Source organism: Salinispora sp. H7-4 (assembly GCF_013416675.1).
GTDB lineage: Bacteria > Actinomycetota > Actinomycetes > Mycobacteriales > Micromonosporaceae > Micromonospora > Micromonospora vitiensis.
In genome coordinates this window covers 95,920-116,399 of record NZ_JABZED010000049.1, presented here as the reverse complement: position 1 = coordinate 116,399, position 20,480 = coordinate 95,920, and the positions used below count along the sequence as shown (strand labels likewise).

Here is a 20,480-nt window from a genome sequence, read left to right as displayed (position 1 = left end):
GACGAGGCCACCGCCACCGACGAGGCCGCCACCGACGAGGTCGCCACGGACGAGGCCACCGCCACCGACGAGGCCGCCACCGACGAGGCCGCCACCGACGAGGTCGCCACGGACGAGGCCACCGCCACCGACGAGGCCACCGCCACGGACGAGGTCGCCACGGACGAGACCGTCGCCACCGACGAGGCCACCACGGACGAGACCGTCGCCACCGACGAGGCCGTCGCCACCGACGAGGCCACCACGGACGAGGCCGTCGCCACGGACGAGGCCGTCGCCACGGACGAGACCGTCGCCACCGACGAAACCGTCGTCGCCGACGAGGCCACCATCAGCAACGACGCCACCACCAACGAAAACGGCGCCGCCAGCTGGAACCAGAACACCACCACCAGCGACGACGCCACCACCAACGAAAACGGCGCCGCCAGCTGGAACCAGAACACCACCACCAGCGACGACGCCACCACCAACGAAAACGGCGCCGCCAGCTGGAACCAGAGCGGCGCCGCCAGTGGGGACGCCACCGTCGGTGCACCAACCGCCGAGTGGACGGCTCCTGCCGAAATGGCACCGTCCGCTGAGGGGGCGGAGCACAAGTACTTCCCGCACCGCAACACCACGGACGGCGCTGGCGTCCTGGTGCAGGCAGGCGGCACCGCTGACTTTGAGAAGTCCTACCTGGAGCACAACCTCGCCGGTGGCGTCGGAGGTGGGATCGCCAACTTCGGCAAGACCAGCCTCTACCACACGACACTGTTCAAGAATGACGCCTTCCACTACGGTGGCGGCATCTTCAACGGCGGCGTCCTGCGGGTCTCCTCGTCCCGGGTGATGCAAAACGGCGCTACAGTCGGCGGCGGCGGTATCGCCAACGGGGCAGCGTTCCTGGACCGCAAGGACATCAAGGCCGGGATGGTCTCGGTCGAGAAGGCCGAGGTCACCGGTAACGACACACTTGGCTTCGGCGGCGGCCTGTTCGACCTCGGCGGCGACATGACGGTCAAGCAGACGATTGTTGCCCGGAACCTGGCGCTGCTCGCCGGTGGCGGAATCGCCGCGGCCGAGCGAGGCAGCCTCTACGTGCAGGAGGCGCAGCTCGTTGACAACGGCACCGTCGGTGACGGTGGAGGCATCGCGCTGGCACTTGGCGTGGTTGCCAACGTCGACAAGAGCAAGATCTCGGATGGCAAGGCCGGCGTCTTCGGGGGCGGTGTGTTCAACCTCCTCAGCGCGGTCACCTTCCGGGACAGCTCGATTTCCGGAAACATCGCCGGCTTCTCCGGCGGCGGGATCTTCAACGTCCTGGGCAGCATCGATCTGACTGCTTCCAAGGTGACGGAGAACCGCTCGACCTTCAAGCCGGGTGGCGTGTTCAGCGCACTAGGGAAGGTCACGGTCGACAACAAGTCCGCGATCAAGGGCAATGACCCGACCAACTGTCAGGGCAGCCCCGAGCCGATCGAGAACTGCTTCGGCTGATCGACCAGCTAGTCAGTCCGGCCCCCTCCGCTGACGCGGAGGGGGCCGGACCAATTGTGCGTCGGTCACCGCTGCACGAAGACCGCCACGCTGCGGGCCGGAACCGTGAATGTGCCACTGTCGGCCGCGAACGAGGACGTTCGCAGGACTTCATCAGCGGAGGTACGCAGCACCGGGTGCAGCGCAATGTCTGCTCCGCGCAGGTCGGTGAGCTGTTGGGTAGCCGCCTGAGGGGTAGCGTTGAAGACCACCGTCACCGACTTCCACGGACCACCCAACCCACGGCTGTCCAGCGTCATCGTCAGCACACCCGGCTGCTCCGCGCGGCTCGACAACGGGAACGCCACCCGTTGCTGCACCTGCTCTGCCGTCCGTAACCCGAACACCGGCGACGATGAGCGGATCCGAAGCAACTCGGCGTGCCGGGTCCCGGCCAGGTCGATCGTCGCGCAGTCCGGGACCAGCCCCGGATCGGCAAGCAGGGGGCGAGCGTACGGCCACTTGTCCTTGTTGTCCTGCTCGGACGGGAGTCCGTTGCCAAACCCGTTTCCCTGGGCGCAGTCCCATCGAATCTGGTTGAACCAGTCACCAGAGTTGTACGAGTTGCGGTCCAGCGATTTCGACCGCAGCCGCTCGCTGCCGGCGGTGGCGAAGCCGGTGCCCTGCCCCAGCAGAGCGGTGCCGAGCGCGAGTACCTGCATCCGGGCTCGGTCTACCGCCGGGGTGTCTTCCGGCAGCTTGTACGCCAACGCGTCGTACAGGATCTCGTTGTCGTGCGCGTCCACGTAGGTGACCGACTCCCCCGGTGCGGCCGTGTAGCCGGCTGGCAACCCGTTGTAGTCCACCTGTGCCCCGGTGACCTGCTCGCCGGCAGTGTTGGTGAATCGGTAGTCACGCAGGTTGCCGGTGAGCCCAACTTTGATCAGGTCGTGCTGGTGCAGCAGGTGGGCGCGTTGCTGCGCCGCTGACCCGTTCACCGGGTCGTGGTTGGGGTCGGTGTACAGCCCGGAGGCGAAGCCCTGTCGACGTGGGTTGGCGTCGAAGGGGCCGCCTCCGCGCACCGCGTCGCGGAGGCGGTCGTTGAAGGTGCCGATCCCGGTGCCGGCCAGGTTGGCCTGGGTGGCCTGAACGAACCGGGCGTCATCGGCTACCTCGCCGAAGTTCCAGCCCTCGCCGTAGAGCAGGACGCCCCGGCCATCCACTCCGTCGCGAGCTTGGGTCAGCTCGTCGAGGGCGGCGCGGACGGCCAGCATGTTCGCCTTCGGATGGTGCCCCATCAGGTCGAACCGGAAGCCGTCTACCTTGTACTCCTTCGCCCAGGTGACCACCGAGTCGACCACGAGCTTGCCCATCATGGCGTGCTCGGGGGCGGTGTTGGCGCAACAGGTTGAGGTGGCGACCGAGCCATCTGCCAGCAGCCGGTGGTAGTAGCCGGGAACCACCTGGTCCAGCACCGAGTTCGGGTCGGTGCCCGCCGCCGAGGTGTGGTTGTAGACGACGTCGAGCACCACCCGCAGCCCCGCGCCGTTCACCCCGGCGACCATCCGCCGGAACTCGGTGGTCCGCGCCGCCCCGGTCGGGTCAACGGCGTAGCCGCCCTCTGGCACGGTGTAGTGCAGCGGGTCGTACCCCCAGTTGTATCCGTCGGTGTCGGCGACGGCGGCGACGCATCGCTGTTGTTCGTCCGAGTCCGGCGGGAGCGCCGCCAGGTCGCAGGGGGGTTGCTGCTGGTCGGCGCGGCGTTCGGGGATGGTGGCGAAGTCGAATGCCGGGAGCAGGTGCAGGTGGGTCGTCCCGGCGTCACCGAGCGCCTTCAGGTGTCGCATCCCCGCGGTGGCGGGGTCGGTGAAGGCACGGAACGTGCCGCGTCGCTCGGCTGGCACGGTGCTGTCAGCGATCGAGAAGTCCCGTACCGACAGCTCGGAGATCTGCGCCTGCGTCGCCGGTACCGCCGCCGGCTTCGGCAGCTGCGTCCAGCCTGGTGGCGCGAGCCGCGGGTCGGCGAGATCGACGATCTGGCTGTGGGTGGAGTCGGGGGCGAGCGCCAGCGAGTACGGGTCGGTCACCGCCGCGGTGACCAGCTGCTGCTCGGCCGGCTGCCACACCTCGACCTGGTAGCGGTAGTACTTCCCGGTCCAGGAGGGGGTTCCCCGCACCGACCACACGCCGGTGCGGTCGTCCCGGTGCATCGGGACTGGCCGCGGTCGCGACGTCGGTGTGTCGAACAACTGCAGTGCCACCGTACGGGCGGTGGGGGCCCAGACCGCGAGTGTCGGCGCCGCACCGGTGAAGGTCGGGCCGAGCCGCGCCCGGTTCGCCGGGGCGTAGACGTCGTCGAGCACACCTGGGATCTGGACGCCGGTGGCGGCGCGCAGGGCACCTCCGGCGTCCCGTTCGGTCACCACGAGTTGTCCGCGCAGCGCCGCCGGCACCCCGGCCAGGTGCTGTCGGTCCAGGGCGAGGGCCTGGTACGCCGCCAGGTGTGGGAACCGCTCGCGTTGCGCAACGGTCAGCCCGTGCCGCCGGGCCTGCAGCGGGATCGTCCGGTACGTCCCGGCGAGTTCGCCGTCGACCAGGGTCACCCCGCCGGCCGCGGCGGTCACCAGGGCGTACGTCGTGCCGTCCGGGATTTCGGTCGGCCAGGCGACAGTGCCGCGGTCGATCCAGTGCGCCTTCTGCATGGTCAGGTCGAGGCCGGTGGTGGTCCCGGATTCCGGTTGGTGGCTACCGGCGGCGAGCAGCGTGGTGGCGAGGTGGTTGGCGGCCCACGGCTCGGCACCGGCCACGGTCGGCGCATCGGCGCCGCCGGGCGGTTGGAGGTGAACGAGGGTGTTGGTGCCGGCGAGGGTGAGGGTCGCCAGCGAGGCGAGAGTGAGCAGCGCCTTGCGCGGGATCGGCGGGGGTTTCATCGACGGCCTTCCTCTGGTCGCTGATGAGCCGCACGCTAGCCGCCGTCGAAAATTTCTGCAATCCCTTGCAGGTTGATTGAAATCCTGCAGCACCCTTTCGCAAGGTCACTGCGGTCGTGGTTGTCACACCGGGCGGATCGATCGACGAGGTCCCCGCCCAACCCGGCGCCACCCTCACTCCGTAGCGCCGCCTGACATCGCCCCGGCGCCCCACGACGCCAGAGAATGGAAAATCTCGTAGCGGTCGGGGTCAGGCGGGAGGAACCAGTGGAAGCCCGCCTGAAGGAACACCACCACCAGGTTCGCCGCCACGATCACCAGGAACAGCCCGCAGACCACCTTGGACGGCCAGCCGAACCGCACGCCCCGCGGTACCAGCGCGCGGGCGAAGATCAGACTCACCCCACAGAACACCACCACCACGCAGAACGTGATAAATGCCCAGGTGTACAGGTGTAGCCCAAAAACGGGCGATCCGTAGCCCGGGTCGGGCGGCACGATGTGCAGCAGGATCTGGCGGACCGCGACGGCGGCACCGACGACGGCGGCGACGATACTCATCCCGTATCCCATGGCGTAGTCGGCGAGCCGCACATCGCCACGGCGGGTCCGCACGATGATGTAGAGCGGCCCGAAGGCCACCAGCATCATCGCCATCCGTTGCAGGATGCAGAGCGGGCACGGGAGGTCGCCGGTCACGAACTGCACCGCGAACCCGCCGAGCAGCACGCCGCAGTAGGCGAGGACGAAGAGGTGCGCGAGCCAGAAGCCCAGACGGCCGGTCATAACATCCTCACTCAATCAGAAGTTCAACGGCAGCTTCGCGCCCACGTGATAGTTGAACAGCAGCAGGATGGCGACGAGCGAAACCGTCCACGCGGCGAGGACGGTCCCGCGCCCGCTGCCCCGCACGATGAGCCAGCCGGCGACGAGGAGCACCGCGAAGAGAATTGTTGCCATTCGCTCAAAGTAGTGGCCAAATCGGGAGCTCCGAGCCGGAATCACGAACCAACTCGACCGTCGACCACACATCAACCCGAACCGGCTACGCCCAACGCCGCCGCAACGGGGCGAGGCCGCAACCGGCGGCGCACCGGCACGCGCTCGCCACCGCCGCGCCCACCACCCGGCACAAGCGGCGAACCCGCTGGCCCCGCCCCGCGCCCGGTCCGGGTTGCATGAATAGCAAGACGGACGTACGGTTTGTACCCGCAGCTAATACAGGTAAGGGCCGCCTAAGCACCGCACCGCCCCCGTCGGTGCGACAGACTGCTCAGGACTGCTCACGGCCACTGGTGTGAAGGAGTACGACGTGGCGAGCCTCGACACCTTCGGTGCGAAGACCCAGCTACGCGTCGGCGACGCGAGCTACGAGATTTTCAAGATTAACAAGGTGGAGGGGCACGACCGACTCCCCTACAGCCTGAAGATCCTCCTGGAGAACCTGCTCCGGACCGAGGACGGCGCGAACATCACCGCCGACCACATCCGGCAGCTCGGCGCCTGGGAGCCGGCCGCCGACCCCAGCGTGGAGATCCAGTTCACCCCGGCGCGGGTGCTGATGCAGGACTTCACCGGCGTACCCTGCGTGGTCGACCTGGCCACCATGCGTGAGGCCGTGCGGGACCTGGGCGGCGACCCGACCAAGGTCAACCCACTCGCCCCGGCCGAGTTGGTCATCGACCACTCCGTCATCGCCGACCTGTTCGGCCGCGAGGACGCCTTCCAACGCAACGTGGAGCTGGAGTACGAGCGCAACAAGGAGCGCTACCAGTTCCTGCGCTGGGGTCAGACCGCCTTCAACGAGTTCAAGGTCGTCCCGCCGGGCACCGGCATCGTGCACCAGGTCAACATCGAATACCTCGCCCGTACGGTGATGGAGCGCAACGGCCAGGCCTACCCGGACACGGTGGTCGGCACCGACTCGCACACCACGATGGTCAACGGCCTCGGCGTGCTCGGCTGGGGCGTCGGCGGCATCGAGGCCGAGGCGGCGATGCTCGGCCAGCCGGTCAGCATGCTCATCCCGCGGGTCGTCGGATTCAAGCTCTCCGGGGAGATGCCGGCCGGCACCACCGCCACCGACCTGGTCCTGACCATCACCGAAATGCTGCGCAAGCACGGTGTGGTCGGCAAGTTCGTCGAGTTCTACGGCCCCGGCGTCAGCGCGGTGCCACTGGCCAACCGGGCCACCATCGGCAACATGTCCCCGGAGTACGGCTCCACCGTCGCGATCTTCCCGATCGACGCCGAAACCGTGCGCTACCTGGAGCTGACCGGGCGCGACCCGCAGCAGGTCGCGCTCGTCGAGGCGTACGCGAAGGAACAGGGCCTCTGGCACGACCCGGCCACGGAGCCGAACTACTCGGAGCGGCTGGAGCTGGACCTCAGCAGCATCGAGCCGTCGCTCGCCGGCCCGAAGCGGCCCCAGGACCGGGTGCCGCTGGGCAACGCCAAGACCTTGTTCCGGGCCGCCCTCACCGACTACGTCGCCGTGAACGCTGCCGGTGGCGAGCCGGAGCAGGGCATCAGCGGCCCCGCCGACGAGGCCAGCGCCGAGTCCTTCCCGGCCAGCGACGCCCCCGCCAACGAGGTCACTGACCCCGCTGACGCCCCGCGCGACCTGGTGACCGCCGCGGTGGGCTCCGGCGGCCGGGCCACCAACCCGATCCGGGTTACCGGCGCCGATGGCACCGAGTTCGAGCTGGACCACGGCGCGGTGGTGATCGCCGCCATCACCTCCTGCACCAACACCTCCAACCCGCAGGTGATGATCGGCGCCGCGCTGCTGGCCCGCAACGCCGTTCAGCGGGGCCTGGCCCGCAAGCCGTGGGTGAAGACCACCCTCGCCCCGGGCTCGAAGGTCGTCATGGACTACTACGAGCGGGCCGGCCTCACCCCGTACCTGGAGAAGCTCGGCTTCCACCTGGTCGGTTACGGCTGCACCACCTGCATCGGCAACTCCGGCCCGCTGCCGGAGGAGATCTCCGCGGCGGTGAACGAGAAGGACCTCTCGGTCGTCTCGGTGCTCTCCGGCAACCGCAACTTCGAAGGCCGGATCAACCCGGACGTCAAGATGAACTACCTGGCGTCCCCACCGCTGGTGGTCGCCTACGCGCTCGCCGGCACCATGGACATCGACCTGGCCAACGAGCCGATCGGCGAGGACGCCCAGGGGAACCCGGTGTTCCTGCGCGACATCTGGCCGAGCAGCACCGAGATCCAGGAGGTCATCGCCGCCGCGATCGGCGCCGGCGGCTTCAGCTCGGCGTACGCGGACGTCTTCGCCGGTGACGAGCGGTGGCAGTCGCTGCCGACGCCGACCGGCGACACCTTCGCCTGGGAGGGCGAGTCGACCTACGTCCGCAAGCCCCCGTACTTCGAGGGCATGCAGCGCGAGCCGGCGCCGGTGGGCGACATCGGGGCGGCGCGGGTCCTGGCCAAGCTCGGCGACTCGGTAACCACCGACCACATCTCGCCCGCCGGTGCGATCAAGGCCGACTCCCCCGCGGGTCGGTACCTCGCCGAGCACGGCGTGCCGCGGCACGAGTTCAACTCGTACGGCTCCCGCCGGGGCAACCACGAGGTGATGATTCGGGGCACCTTCGCCAACATCCGGCTGCGGAACCAGCTGCGGGTGCCCGGTGCCGACTCCGCTGCCGGGGCCGCGCTTCCGGAGGGCGGCTTCACGGTCAACCACCTGACCGGCGCGCAGAGCACCATCTACGACGCCGCGGTGGCCTACCAGGAGGCGGGAATCCCGCTGATCGTCCTCGCCGGCAAGGAGTACGGTTCGGGCTCGTCCCGGGACTGGGCCGCCAAGGGCACGATGCTGCTGGGCGTCAAGGCGGTCATCGCCGAGTCGTACGAGCGGATCCACCGCTCCAACCTCATCGGCATGGGCGTCCTGCCGCTGCAGTTCCCGGCCGGCGAGACCGCCGAGTCGCTGGGCCTGTGCGGTACCGAGTCCTTCGCCATCAGCGGAGTCACCGCCCTCAACGAGGGCGACACCCCGCGGACCGTCCAGGTGACCACCGACACCGGGGTCGAGTTTGACGCGGTGGTCCGCATCGACACGCCAGGAGAGGCGGACTACTTCCGGCACGGCGGCATCCTGCAGTACGTGCTGCGCCGGATGATCGGCTGAAGCGGTAACGCCCGGGGCCCCCACACCGGTGGGGGCCCCGTCGCGTTTCCACCTGGCGGGTCGGGCCGGGTTACCTACCCGAAGCGGCTGACCGGGCGTTGCCCCGAGACAGCAGCCCGATCCCGGGTGTGATCTCGCCATGCTGTGCCAGGCTCGTGGTCATGGACGACAAGACCATCCTGAAGCGCATCTCCGAGCTGGTTGACGAGGAACACCAGCTCCGCGCCGCGGCCCAGGCCAACGAGGAGGGCACCGACAACGAGAGCCGCGACCGGCTCCTGGATCTGTCGGCCTCGCTGGACCAGTGCTGGGACCTGCTGCGCCGGCGGCGCGCCGCCCGCTCCACCCACGGCGACCCGGACGCCCAGGGCGTACGTCCGGCGCCGGAGGTGGCGCGCTACCTCCAGTAGGGCCCGGCTGGAGCAACGCCGGCCGCGCCACGCGGCGCGCACCGGGTTCAAGGCCGGCCCGCCGCTCGGAGCAGCATTTCACCGCAGGCCCGCCTCCCGGAGCAGGTGTTCGGTGAGGGCGAGCGGTTCCGCCTGCTCCGCCGGCAGGCCGCGGGCGACGAACCAGGTGGCAACCACCCGAACGTCTCGGGCCAGGTACTCCGGCCCCCGCGGGTTGACAACCAGATCCACGACCTGAGGCAGGTCGATGAGCACCAGCCGCCCCTCGTGCACCAGCAGGTTGTAGGGCGACAGGTCACCGTGGGCGTGGCCAGCCCGGGCGAGCACCACCAGCGCCTCGACGAGTTGTCCCCACAGGTCACGCAGGTCGGCCTCCGCCGGCCGTAGCTGCGCCAGCCGTGGGGCGGCCTGCCCCTCATCGTGGTCACCGAGAAACTCCAGCATCAACTCGGTGCCGCGGAGCTGGACCGGGTAGGGCACGGCGATCGTGCCGTACCGGGCACCGATCTCCCAGAGGCGGCCGAGCACGGCGAACTCCGCCGCCGCCCACTGCCCGGCGATCATCTGCCGCCCGAACGCGGTTCGCCGGGTCATCGCCCGCATCTCCCGGGAGCGTCGGACGCGCCGCCCCTCCAGGTATCCCGCGTCCCGGTGGAAGAGCCGGTGGTCGGCAGCTCGGTATCGTTTGGCCGCGAGCAGGCAGGACTGGTCGGTGTCGGGCACGGCGCGGCGGACGAGATGGACGTCCGCCTCCTTGCCGGTCTTGAGCACGCCCAGTTCGGTGTCCTTGGCGGCCAGCTCCGTTACCAGCCAGGCGGGGTACGGCTGGGGGCCCCGGATCGCGTCGTCCCAGGACGACCAGGTCTGGGCATCCGGCAGCGGGTCGGAGTCAGCAGGCTGCGGCCCGGCTCTCCGCCCGCCCTTGGTGAAGCGTGGTTCGTCATCGTCGAAGCGGCGTCTGCCGCGGGTCCGGCGTTCCGGCACCGGAGAGTCGTGATCGCGCACTGCGGTGAGATCCCTCGGTCGAGGTCAATGAAGACAGTGGGAAGTGACCTGTGTAGATGGCCATGACCGACCTCCTCTCCTCGACCGGGCCGATGGCCCGGGGTACGCCGTGCGGTCCCATGCTCGCCGTCGGATCGCGGCGCGGCAACCGGTATTACGCCGCGAGCACCGCGGCGAGGGCGGCGATCAGACCGTCGACCGTGAAGGTGGGGGCGAACCGTCCGTCGGTCCAGGTACGCCCTCGGTGCAGCCAGACGCTGGGCAGCCCCACGGCCGCGGCACCGCCGATATCCGCCTCCGGGCCGTCACCGACCACCCAGGCCCCGCGCAGCGGCATCCGAACCCGCTGGGCGGCCAGTGCGAAGATTCGCGGGTTCGGCTTGCTGACCCCGGCCCCCTCGGAGATCACCCAGTCGGCCAGGTAGCGGTCCAGCCCGGTCCGCCGGATCTTCTCCTCCTGCTGCCGTACCGCCCCGTTGCAGACCACCACCGGCATCCACCCGGCATCGCCGACGATCCGCAGCGCGCACGCCACCAGTGGATCAAGTCGGGTGTCGGCGAGCACCCCCTCGTGCAGCTCCTCCACCAGGTCGACCGAGCGGACCGCGAGCGAGTAGCGGTTACGGATCGCATCGGCCACATCCCACCGATCGGTCAACCCGTCCGCATCAACGGAGAGCAACCAATCGAGGTCACCTGGTGGCGCACCGACCTTGACCAGGAAGCGCTCGCCCCAGGAGCGGAACAAATTTTCTCGATCGAGCAGGGTGTTATCCAGGTCAAGAAGGAGCAGCGGCACTCCGGCACCTTACGGGACTGAGGTGTCCGCCCGACAGACCCGAGCAGCCAAATGGCCAGAATTTTATGACAAACGGATTTAGCGCTGGTAGAAGATTTGTCCGCAGAAGGCGGACTCGAGGCTGACGGCACTCAAGCTCGCCGATCGGGTCTCCCGCTGCCGCACCGGGCCGAGGCAACCAGCAAGACCGCAAGCCGTACGTACGGTTTGCGGGACGCCAGGTGGTTTGACACGATCGACCCGTGCCCAGAGTAAGTCAGGACCAACTCGACGCGCGCCGGCAGGAGATCCTCACCGCCGCCCGGGTCTGCTTCGCCCGACACGGGTACGAGGGCGCCACCGTGCGCCGGCTGGAGGAGGCGACCGGCCTTTCCCGTGGAGCGATCTTCCACCACTTCCGCGACAAGGACTCCCTCTTCCTCGCCGTGGCCGAGGACGATGCGGCGGCGATGGTCGAAACTGTCGCCCGCAATGGCCTGGTGCAGGTGATGCGCGATCTGCTGGCCCGGGCGGCCTCCCCCGACACGACGGGCTGGCTGGGCAGCCAACTGGAGGTTTCGCGCCGGCTCCGCACCGATCCCGCATTCGCCCGGCGGTGGACCGAACGGTCCGCGGCGATCGCCGAAGCCACCCGCGACCGTCTGCTCCGCCAGCGCGAGGCGGGTGTCCTACGCGACGACATCCCCGTCGATGTGCTCGCCCAGTTCCTGAAGCTGGCGTACGACGGTCTGGTCCTGCACCTGGCGATGGGCCGCCCCGCCGACGACCTCGGACCGGTACTCAACCTGGTCGAGGAGGCCGTCCGTCGGCGGTGACCGTCCCCGCCCGTTCCCGCTCTCCTTTCCGTTGGCATCGGTGACCCACAATGGGTTCCATCCCCACGACAGGAGTGTCCGATGGTCCTCCTCGCCGCCCCCGGCAACACCTGGGGCATTCCCGGCCCGCTTTTCCTCGGGCTCTACCTGGTGACCGCCGCCGTTCTCGTCACAATCGCACTCCTACGTCGAAACGAGATACTGAACGGATCGACGTACGACGCGAACCTGCTCAGCCCCCAGCAGGTCGCCTACCTCAGCGGTGGTACGCCGCTGACGGTCTGGACAGCTCTCGCGGGGCTCCGCAGCGCTGGTGCGATCAACGTGGACCGGGACCGACGGTTGACCGCCAGCGGTTCGCTGCCCATCGGCAGTTCCCCGTTGGACCAGGCAATTAACCTCGCCGCCAGCCGGGGCCTACGCGCCCAGGAGCTCAGCCGAGACCGAGGGGTGCGACAGGCCGTCCACCAGCTCCGCGCTGACCTGGTGCGACACGGCTTGGCGCTGTCCATCGAGCAGCGGGCTGCCCTGCGTAACACGGCACTGCTACTCACCGGCCTGTTCGCAGTCGGCATGCTGCGGCTCGCGGCCGGTCTGGCGAACGAACGTCCCGTGGGCTGGTTGTTCCTGACCCAGGTCGCGCTGCTGGTCGTGATAGTGCTGCTCTTCCGGCGTCCGTGGCGCACCCGCACCGCCGACCGGGTTCTACGCCGGCTACGCCACCGGCACACGCACCTGGCACCCCACCACAATCCCGCCTATGCCACCTATGGCGCCGCCGGGGCGGCGATGGGCGTCGCCCTCTTCGGCACGGCCGCTCTCTGGGCCATGGATCCCGGCTTCGCCGAGCAGGCGCAGATCCAGCAGCAGTTCCTGGCCGGCGGGTCGACGGCCGGAGGGGGCGGGACCCCCGGAGTAGGTAACGGTGGTGATGGCGGCGGCGGTGGGTGCGGCGGATGACCGGTCCGGTTGGGGTGGGCATCGGATGGCGGCCCGAGATCGCTGGCTTCGTCGCCGGGCTCCCCGGGCTACCCTTCGTCGAGGTGATCGCCGAATCGGTGCCGACCGCCGGTCCGCTGCCGACTGAGCTCACCGCGCTGCGGGAACGCGGCGTGGCCGTCGTGCCGCACGGGGTACGGCTCTCCCTCGGCGGCGCCGAACCGGTCGACCCCACCCGGGTAACTCACCTGGCCGCGGTGGCTGAGCTGACCGACGCAGCACTGGTGAGCGAGCACATCGCCTTCGTTCGGGCCGGCGGGTTGGAGGCTGGTCACCTGCTACCCCTACCGCGCAGCCGGGAGGCGGTGACGGCGGTCTGCGCCAACGTCGCCCGTGCCCAGGCCGAACTGCCGGTGCCGGTCGCGCTGGAGCCGGTCGCCGCACTCTTCGACTGGCCCGACGACGAACTGGACGAGGCGGCGTTCCTCACCGAGATCCTGGACCGCACCGGCGCCCTCCTGCTGCTCGACATCGCCAACGTCTACGCCAACGCCCGCAACCGCGGCGCCGACCCGCTCGACCTGCTGGACCGGCTGCCGCTGGAACGGGTCGCGTACGCGCACGTGGCCGGCGGGGCCGAACAGGACGGTTACTACCACGACACCCACACCAGCCCAGTGTCCCGGCCGGTACTCGACCTGGTGGGTGAGCTGTGCGCTCGTCACAGACCGCCGGCCCTGCTGCTGGAGCGGGACGGAAACTACCCCCCGGCCGCTGCCCTCCGCGCCGAGTTGGACGCGCTCGCCGCCGTCGGCGGCCTCCCGGTGGTCACGTGAACCCCGCCCGCCCGGCGAACGTACCGGCGACGCGGCCCACCGACCCGACGGTGACCACGCTGGCCGCCCGGCAGGCCGCCCTCGTCGCCGCTCTCGTGGCCGACGCCCCGCCGCCACCAGGTTTCGCGCCGGAAGCGCTGGCCGCCACGCGGACCGCCCTGCTGCGTAAGCGGGCCGGCGAGGTGGCCCGGTACTGGCCACTGCTCGCCACCGGCCTGTACCCACGGTGGCTTGAGGTGTTCCAGCACTGGGCTGCCGGGCGACCGCCCGCCGGTGCCCTTCGCGACGGTTGGGAGCTGGCCCGCCACCTACACGGCGTCGGCGAGCTGCCGCCGTTGGGGGCGGACGAGCTGGCCTGCTGGCAGGCCGGGTACCACTACCCGGAGCCGGGGCACCCGCCCCGGCCACGCCGGCTGCCGTCCTGGGGGCGGGTCGGCGGCGCCGTCGCGATTCAGTTCGGCGGGCGGGTGCGCCTCCTGCGTTCCGCCCGCCGCCGAATCTAGCTCGCCCCGCGTGCCGGCGCCGGATACGGCAGGATCAGGGCATGGAGCTCGGCTTGAACGACCGCGTGTACGTGCTCACCGGCGCTTCCCGGGGCCTCGGCTACGCGACCGCCGAGGCGCTCGTAGCCGACGGGGCGCGCGTCGTCCTCGCCGCCCGGGACGCCGCGGCGGTGACCGCCGCCGCCCACCGCCTCGGTGGCCCCGGGTGCGCCGTCGGCGTGCCCGCCGACCTGGCCGACCCGGAGCTGCCCGAACGGCTGACGGCGACCGCCCGGGAGGCGTTCGGGCGGCTGGATGGCGCGCTGGTCTCGGTCGGCGGCCCACCGCCGGGTAGCGCGGCCACCGTGAGCGACGAGCAGTGGCGCAGCTCCTTCGAGACAATCTTCCTCGGCACCGTCCGAATGGCTCGTACCGTCGCCGGCGCGCTGCCCGACGGCGGGGCGATCGGGCTGGTGCTGTCCATCACGGCGCGGGCGCCCCTGGCCGGCCTGGGCATCTCCAACGGCCTCCGGCCCGGACTGGCCGGGGTCGCCAAGGACCTGGCCGACGAGTACGGCCCCCAGGGCGTCCGGGTGGTGGGGCTGCTGCCGGGGCGGATGCTGACCGACCGGAACGCGCAGCTCCTCGCCACCGCCGGGGATCCCGAACAGGCCCGCGCCATGGCGGAGGCGGAGATCCCGCTCCGCCGGCTGGGCGAGCCGGCGGAGTTCGGCCGGGTGGCGGCGTTCGTGCTCTCCCCCGCCGCCAGCTACCTGACCGGAATCACGCTACCGGTGGATGGTGGCACGCTGCGCGGGCTGTAGTCACCCAGTCCCACCGCAGGCATTAGTCGGGACCAGCGCTGGCTAGTTGGCGGCGGCCGGTGGCAGCGCCTCCTCGGTGACGTAGGAGCGCATCGGCAGCGTCACCGGTTCCGGCCCGGTCGCGTCCTGGTACGGCGTCGGCGAGTCGGCGACGGCGAACTGCGTCCGGTACAGCTCGGCGTAGAGCCCGCCCAGGACGACCAGCTCCTCATGTCGCCCCCGCTCGACGATCCGCCCCTGATCGAGTACGAGAATCTGGTCGGCCTCCCGCACCGTGGAGAGCCGGTGCGCGATGACCAGCGCGGTCCGCCCCGTCAACGCCACCGAGAGCGCCCGCTGCACCGCTGCCTCGCTTTCCGAGTCCAGATGCGCGGTGGCCTCGTCGAGGATCACGATCGAGGGTGCCTTGAGCAGCACCCGGGCGATCGCGATGCGTTGCTTCTCCCCGCCGGAGAAGCGATAGCCGCGCTCACCCACCACCGTGTCCAGGCCGTCGGGCAACGCCCGCACGAGGTCCGCCACCTGCGCACCGGCGAGGGCAGCCCAGAGTTCGTCGTCGGTGGCCGCCGGCTTGGCGTACCGCAGGTTCTCGGCGATGGTCTCGTGGAACAGGTGTGAGTCCTGGGTGACGACACCGATCTCGTCGCGCAGGGAGTCCAGGCTGGCGTCCCGGACATCAACCCCGCCGACGAGTACCTGACCGTCGGTAACGTCGTAGAGCCGCGAGATCAGCATGGACAGGGTCGACTTGCCCGCGCCGGAGGGCCCGACCAAGGCGACCATCTGCCCCGGCTGGACGGTGAACGACACGCCCCGGAGCACCGGCTCGGTGGCCGTCCGGTCGAGGGCCGCGACCTCCTCCAGCGAGGCCAGCGAGATCTCGGCGGCGCTCGGATACCGGAAACGCACCGACCGGAACTCGACCCGACCGTCGCCCCGCGGCACGGTGACGGCAGCCGCCTGCTCGGTGATGGCGGGTTGGAGGTCGAGCACCTCGTAGACCCGGTCGAACGAGACCAACGCGCTCATCACGTCAACCCGTACGTTGGACAGCGCGGTGAGTGGGCCGTAGAGCCGGGTGAGCAGTAGCGCGAGCGTGACGACGGTGCCGGCACTGACGCTGCCGGTGACCGCCAGCCACCCGCCCAGCCCGTAGGTGAGCGCCTGCGCGAGCGAGGCGACCAGCAGCATCGCCACGAAGAAGGTCCGCGAGTACATCGCGGACTGGATGCCGATGTCCCTTACCCGCTCGGCCCGCGCGGCGAACCGGCGTGCCTCGTTGTCGGGCTGGCCGAAGAGCTTGACCAGCAGTGCCCCGGAGACACCGAAGCGCTCGGTCATCGTCGCGTTCATCTTCGCGTCGAGGTTGTAGGACTCGCGGGTGATCTCGGCGAGGCGCCGCCCGACCCGGCGGGCCGGAATGATGAACACCGGTAGCAGCACCAGCGACAGTGCGGTGATCTGCCACGAAAGGGTGAACATCACCGCTGCGGTGAGCACCAGCTGGATGACGTTGCTGACCACACCGGACAGGGTCGAGGTGAACGCCCGCTGGGCCCCGAGCACGTCGTTGTTGAGTCGGCTGACCAGCGCGCCGGTCTGGGTCCGGGTGAAGAACTGCAACGGCATCCGCTGGACGTGGTCGTAGACCCGGGTCCGCAGGTCGAGGATGATGCCCTCACCGATGCGGGCCGAGTACCACCGCTGGGCGAGCGAGAGCAGCGCATCTGCCACCGCGAGCGCGGCGATCACCAACGCCAGCCGAACGACCAGGGAGGACGCTTCGGTGCCGCCCCGCGTGATGGCGTCGATGACCTTGCCGGCGAGCACCGGGGTGGCGACCCCGATCATCGCGGCCAGCACGACGGTGGCCAGGAAAACGACGATGTCCCGCCGGTACGGCTGGGCGAAGCCGACGATCCGACGCGCCACCCCGCGCTGGAGCCGGTGCGCCGAGATCTCGTCGTGGCTCCGCATCGACCGGAGCATGCTCCAGCCGCCCATGCCGCCGCCGGACATCGGATTGGACACGCTCACCTCCGGGTCGTCGGGCCGACCACCACCTCCGGGTCGATTCTCCCGACGCCTGTGACAACCCGGAAAGTAACCCGAATCTTCCCGTACGGCCCTTACTACTCTCCCCGGCCGGCGAGTTCCCGCAACCGCCGGGTCTGCGCCTCCCGTTCGGCCCGTTGCTGCTCGGCCGGGGTCCGGCCGGACGCACCGGCGAGCAGCGCCTTGATCTCCACGACCGCGTCCCGGTCGTTGGCGAGCAGACCCGCTGTGAGGTCGCTGACCGCCCCGGCCAGCTCCCCGGTCGGCACGACCAGAGTTGCCAGCCCGATCCGGTCCGCCTCGGCGGCGTCCAACCGCCGCCCGGTGGCGCAGAGCTCCAGGGCACGCGAGTAGCCCACGAGCTCGACCAGGCGCTTGGTGCCGGCCAGGTCGGGGACCAGGCCGAGCGTCACCTCGGCCATGGAGAACCGGGCATCCTCGGCGAGAACCCGCAGGTCACAGGCGAGCGCCAGCTGAAAGCCCGCGCCGATCGCGTGCCCCTGCACCGCCGCGATCGACACCAGGTCGGGTCGGTGCAGCCAGGTGAAGGCGTCCTGGAACTCGGCGATCCGGTCCGCGCACTCCTGCTCGGGCAGGGTGGACAGCTCGGCGAAGGAACCCGGCCCGGAAGCACCCGCCACGGAAAGGTCAAGGCCAGCGGAGAAGGCCCGGCCCGCACCGCGGACAACCACGACGCGCACGTCACCGGGAAGCTTCCGGGAGAAGTCGCGCAGCGCCTGCCACATCGCCGGCGTCTGCGCGTTGAGCACGTCGGGCCGAGCCAGCGTGACCGTGGCCACCGCCCCGTCACACTCCAGCCGGACCCCGGTCGCCTCGGCAGTCACCGGGCGGCCCGGGGAACGGTGCTGATGGGTGACGCCGCTCGGTGGCTCACGCCTTCTTGCGACGCCGGGCGCCGCCGCGCTGCCGCAGCTGCACCCCGGACTCGGTGAGCACCCGGTGGATGAATCCGTAGGAGCGGCCGGTCGAGGCCGCGAGCGCACGGATGCTCTCCCCCGAGGTGTACCGCTTGACCAGGTCCTTGGCGAGCGTCTGACGCTCGGCCCCGACGATCCGGCGACCCTTCTCAGTGCTGGTGGCTGTGCCAGTGGCTGCCATGCTGTGTCCTCACGTCCCAGACTGTGCGGTTCGGATACGGTCCCACCTATTAGACCGCCTCGAACGATCATGCGCCAGATATCAACTATTCGCCAACCGACACGCTATGTAATGTCGGCTTCCCGATAGGGGCGAAGTCAGGGCCCGGGGTCGGTCAGGCCAGCTCGACCAACTCCAGGAGGTCGTCGCTCCAGGCGTCCTCGTCCCCGTCGGGCAACAGGATGGCCCGATCCGGCTTGAGCGCGGTCACCGCGCCCGGATCGTGCGTGACCAGCACGATCGCACCGGGATAGCGGGCGATGGCGTCCAGCACCTGCTCCCGGCTGACCGGGTCGAGGTTGTTCGTCGGCTCGTCCAGCAGCAACACGTTCGCACCGGAGCAGACCAGAGTGGCCAGGGCCAGCCGGGTCTTCTCCCCGCCGGAGAGCACCCCGGCGGGCTTCTCCACGTCCTCCCCCGAGAAGAGGAACGCACCGAGGATCCGGCGCAGATCAGTGTCACTCTGCTCCGGCGCGGCGCTGCGCATGTGTTCCAGGATCGTCCGCTGGACGTCCAGGGTCTCGTGCTCCTGGGCGTAGTAGCCCAGCCGGAGGCCGTGCCCGGGCCGCACCCCGCCGGTGTCCGGTTCCAGCAGGCCACCGAGGATCCGCAGCAGGGTGGTCTTGCCGGCGCCGTTGAGGCCGAGGATCGCCACCCGGGAGCCGCGGTCGACCGCGACATCCACATCGGTAAATATCTCCAACGACCCGTACGACTTCGACAGCCCGCTCGCGGTCAGCGGGGTACGACCGCACGCCGCGGGGGTGGGGAAGCGCACCTTCGCCACCTTGTCGGAGACCCGCACCTCCTCCAAACCGGAGAGCAGCCGCTGGGCCCGTCGGGCCATGTTCTGGGCGGCCACGGTCTTGGTGGCCTTGGCCCGCATCTTGTCCGCCTGCGCCATCAGCGCGCCGGCCTTCTTCTCCGCGTTGGCCCGCTCCCGGCGGCGACGCCGCTCGTCGGTCTCCCGCGCCTCCAGGTACGCCTTCCACCCCAGGTTGTAGACGTCCACCACCGAACGGGTGGCGTCCAGGAACCAGACCTTGTTGACCACCGCCTCCAGCAGCGCGGCATCGTGGGAGATCACGATCAGGCCGCCCTTGTGGTTGGCGAGGAACCCGCGCAGCCAGGTGATCGAGTCGGCGTCCAGGTGGTTGGTCGGCTCGTCGAGCAGCAGAATGCCGCCGCCGTTCTCGCCCGCGTCACGGAACAGGATCCGTGCCAGTTCGATCCGGCGACGCTGGCCACCGGAGAGGGTGCCGATGGTCTGGGCCAGCGCCCGGTCGGGAAGCCCGAGGTTGGCGCAGATCCGGGCCGCCTCCGCCTCGGCCGCGTACCCGCCGAGGGAGGCGAACTGGTCCTCCAGCGCGCCGTAGCGGCGGACCAGCTTGTCCTCCGGCGCCTCGGCGAGCTTTGCCTCCAGCTCCGCCATCCGGGCCATCAGCTGGTCGAGGCCGCGGGCGGAGAGGACCCGGTCGCGCCCGGTCACGTCGAGGTCACCGGTGCGTGGGTCCTGCGGCAGGTAGCCGATGTTGCTGCGACGGTCGAGCTGACCGGCGTACGGCTGCCCCTCGCCGGCCAGCACCTTCAGCGTCGTGGTCTTGCCGGCGCCGTTGCGGCCGACCAGGCCGATCCGGTCCCCCGGCTGTACCCGCAGCGTGGTGTCGGAAAGCAGGATTCGGGATCCGGCGCGGAGTTCCAGGCCGGTGGCAGTGATCATGTCGGATGACTCGCTCTCGGGGTGGAAAGGCTGACTCAGGGCACGCGAAAGCACCGGCGGGCCGGAGGACCGTCGGTGCGGGGCGGTTCAGCCTTCGCAGAGCAGCACGCGGCAAGTGTACCGGGACACGCCCCGCCCGGTCCTGCGGATTACCCCCGCCAAGATCACTTACCGGCCCGGTGCCGCCCGTCGTTGGCCGGCACCGACCACCGGTCAGGTGGCGGATCCGGCGTTGCGCGCGGTCCCCATCTCGGGATCACGGACGAGGATGTGGACGGCTCGGGCCGCGGGAATGGCGTCGAGCAACACGGCGCGGCGGGGCTCCGGCACGGTCAGCAGACGCTCGGCACGCAGCCCGACCAGCGGAACCAGCCGACGATCCGCGAGCACCGTATCCACCGTCCGGCGATCCCCACCACAGACCAGGGCCGCGAGCGTCGGAGCCGCCGGCAGCAGCAGGCGCACGGCCAGTTCAACCGCGTCCGACACCGCCGCCTTCGCCTGATTCTCCCGCCGCCGGGCGAACCGCTGCTGCGACCAGCCGCCGGCAGCCGTCCGACCCTGCACGTAGTGCGTGTCCACCTTCGACACGACCAGCTCCGCTCCCTCGGCGACGCCGAGGGCCACCGCACCCTTACGGGCGAGCAGCAGGCCGATCCGCCGGGGCCGGGACACGGCCGCCAGGAACCCGTCCAGGTCGGCCGCGCCGGGTACGCCGGGCGGGGTATGCACCTCGGCGGTCGCACCGTCCGGGGCGGTCAACAGCAGCCCGTACTCCTGCGGGGTGGAGATCGACGGACCGTGCCGGTCGGTGAAGCCGGCAACCCAGCGCGCGACCCGGCCCGGGTCCACGTCGACCCACCGGCCGCCTCCCGCTGCGGGCCTACTACGCACACCCC

17 protein-coding genes and 1 pseudogene (1 of these 18 running past the window's edge) are annotated in these 20,480 nt (G+C 70.4%); 8 read left to right on the top strand and 10 right to left on the bottom strand.

Going from position 1 to position 20,480, the window contains the following annotated elements:
• Window positions 1-1,482, top strand: a pseudogene (locus H0524_RS18595) (hypothetical protein); it begins 1,105 nt to the left of the window's first position.
• 65 nt (window positions 1,483-1,547) lie between these two features.
• Here H0524_RS18595 and pulA read toward each other — a convergent pair.
• From pulA to H0524_RS18580, 3 genes are all read right to left on the bottom strand, one after another.
• Entirely contained in the window at window positions 1,548-4,391 is a 2,844-nt protein-coding gene (pulA, locus tag H0524_RS18590; RefSeq protein ID WP_180199784.1) for a pullulanase-type alpha-1,6-glucosidase, read from the bottom strand.
• Window positions 4,392-4,565: 174 nt separating this feature from the next.
• Window positions 4,566-5,177, bottom strand: a complete 612-nt coding sequence (locus H0524_RS18585) for a disulfide bond formation protein B (RefSeq protein ID WP_180199783.1) — start codon at window positions 5,175-5,177, stop codon at window positions 4,566-4,568.
• Between the two features lie 15 nt (window positions 5,178-5,192).
• Entirely contained in the window at window positions 5,193-5,351 is a 159-nt protein-coding gene (locus H0524_RS18580) for a DUF5993 family protein (protein ID WP_018727353.1), read from the bottom strand.
• 337 nt (window positions 5,352-5,688) lie between these two features.
• Here H0524_RS18580 and H0524_RS18575 point away from each other — a divergent pair, with 337 nt between their 5' ends.
• Complete coding sequence (locus H0524_RS18575) at window positions 5,689-8,538, top strand: aconitate hydratase (RefSeq protein WP_180199782.1); 2,850 nt, start codon at window positions 5,689-5,691, stop codon at window positions 8,536-8,538.
• 161 nt (window positions 8,539-8,699) lie between these two features.
• Window positions 8,700-8,948: a DUF2630 family protein gene (locus tag H0524_RS18570; protein WP_180199781.1), complete on the top strand. Its 249-nt coding sequence runs from the start codon at window positions 8,700-8,702 to the stop codon at window positions 8,946-8,948.
• Window positions 8,949-9,026: 78 nt separating this feature from the next.
• On the opposite strand, the gene H0524_RS18565 is transcribed toward H0524_RS18570, so the two are convergent.
• Entirely contained in the window at window positions 9,027-9,953 is a 927-nt protein-coding gene (locus H0524_RS18565) for a serine protein kinase RIO (protein WP_180199780.1), read from the bottom strand.
• Window positions 9,954-10,107: 154 nt separating this feature from the next.
• Complete coding sequence (locus H0524_RS18560; RefSeq protein ID WP_180199779.1) at window positions 10,108-10,752, bottom strand: HAD family hydrolase; 645 nt, start codon at window positions 10,750-10,752, stop codon at window positions 10,108-10,110.
• A 242-nt stretch (window positions 10,753-10,994) separates the two neighbouring features.
• Here H0524_RS18560 and H0524_RS18555 point away from each other — a divergent pair, with 242 nt between their 5' ends.
• The 5 genes from H0524_RS18555 to H0524_RS18535 all read left to right on the top strand — a co-directional run bounded on the left by H0524_RS18555 (window position 10,995) and on the right by H0524_RS18535 (window position 14,648).
• On the top strand, window positions 10,995-11,567 hold the full coding sequence (locus H0524_RS18555; RefSeq protein WP_018727348.1) for a TetR/AcrR family transcriptional regulator: 573 nt from the start codon (window positions 10,995-10,997) through the stop codon (window positions 11,565-11,567).
• An 81-nt stretch (window positions 11,568-11,648) separates the two neighbouring features.
• A complete protein-coding gene (locus tag H0524_RS18550; protein WP_180199778.1) occupies window positions 11,649-12,527 on the top strand; it encodes a TIGR04222 domain-containing membrane protein in 879 nt (292 codons plus the stop codon).
• On the top strand, window positions 12,524-13,342 hold the full coding sequence (locus H0524_RS18545) for a DUF692 domain-containing protein (RefSeq protein WP_180199777.1): 819 nt from the start codon (window positions 12,524-12,526) through the stop codon (window positions 13,340-13,342). The genes H0524_RS18550 and H0524_RS18545 overlap by 4 nt, the downstream gene beginning before the upstream one ends.
• Window positions 13,339-13,845: a hypothetical protein gene (locus H0524_RS18540; RefSeq protein WP_180199776.1), complete on the top strand. Its 507-nt coding sequence runs from the start codon at window positions 13,339-13,341 to the stop codon at window positions 13,843-13,845. The genes H0524_RS18545 and H0524_RS18540 overlap by 4 nt, the downstream gene beginning before the upstream one ends.
• A 41-nt stretch (window positions 13,846-13,886) precedes the next feature.
• A complete protein-coding gene (locus H0524_RS18535; RefSeq protein WP_180199775.1) occupies window positions 13,887-14,648 on the top strand; it encodes an SDR family oxidoreductase in 762 nt (253 codons plus the stop codon).
• Window positions 14,649-14,690: 42 nt separating this feature from the next.
• Here the strand turns inward: H0524_RS18535 and H0524_RS18530 are convergent, their stop codons facing one another.
• The 5 genes from H0524_RS18530 to H0524_RS18510 form a co-directional block, all read right to left on the bottom strand.
• Complete coding sequence (locus H0524_RS18530; RefSeq protein WP_180199849.1) at window positions 14,691-16,667, bottom strand: ABC transporter ATP-binding protein; 1,977 nt, start codon at window positions 16,665-16,667, stop codon at window positions 14,691-14,693.
• A gap of 113 nt (window positions 16,668-16,780) precedes the next feature.
• The gene (locus tag H0524_RS18525) at window positions 16,781-17,548 is read right to left on the bottom strand and encodes an enoyl-CoA hydratase/isomerase family protein (protein ID WP_180199774.1); all 768 of its coding nucleotides are present in this window, start codon (window positions 17,546-17,548) and stop codon (window positions 16,781-16,783) included.
• A 46-nt stretch (window positions 17,549-17,594) separates the two neighbouring features.
• Window positions 17,595-17,822 carry a helix-turn-helix domain-containing protein gene (locus tag H0524_RS18520; RefSeq protein ID WP_007462679.1) on the bottom strand — a complete coding sequence of 76 codons (228 nt, stop codon included), beginning with the start codon at window positions 17,820-17,822 and terminating at the stop codon, window positions 17,595-17,597.
• 154 nt (window positions 17,823-17,976) lie between these two features.
• Entirely contained in the window at window positions 17,977-19,581 is a 1,605-nt protein-coding gene (locus tag H0524_RS18515) for an ABC-F family ATP-binding cassette domain-containing protein (protein WP_180199773.1), read from the bottom strand.
• Window positions 19,582-19,794: 213 nt separating this feature from the next.
• Window positions 19,795-20,475, bottom strand: a complete 681-nt coding sequence (locus tag H0524_RS18510; protein WP_309225159.1) for an acVLRF1 family peptidyl-tRNA hydrolase — start codon at window positions 20,473-20,475, stop codon at window positions 19,795-19,797.
• Window positions 20,476-20,480 lie beyond the last annotated feature (5 nt).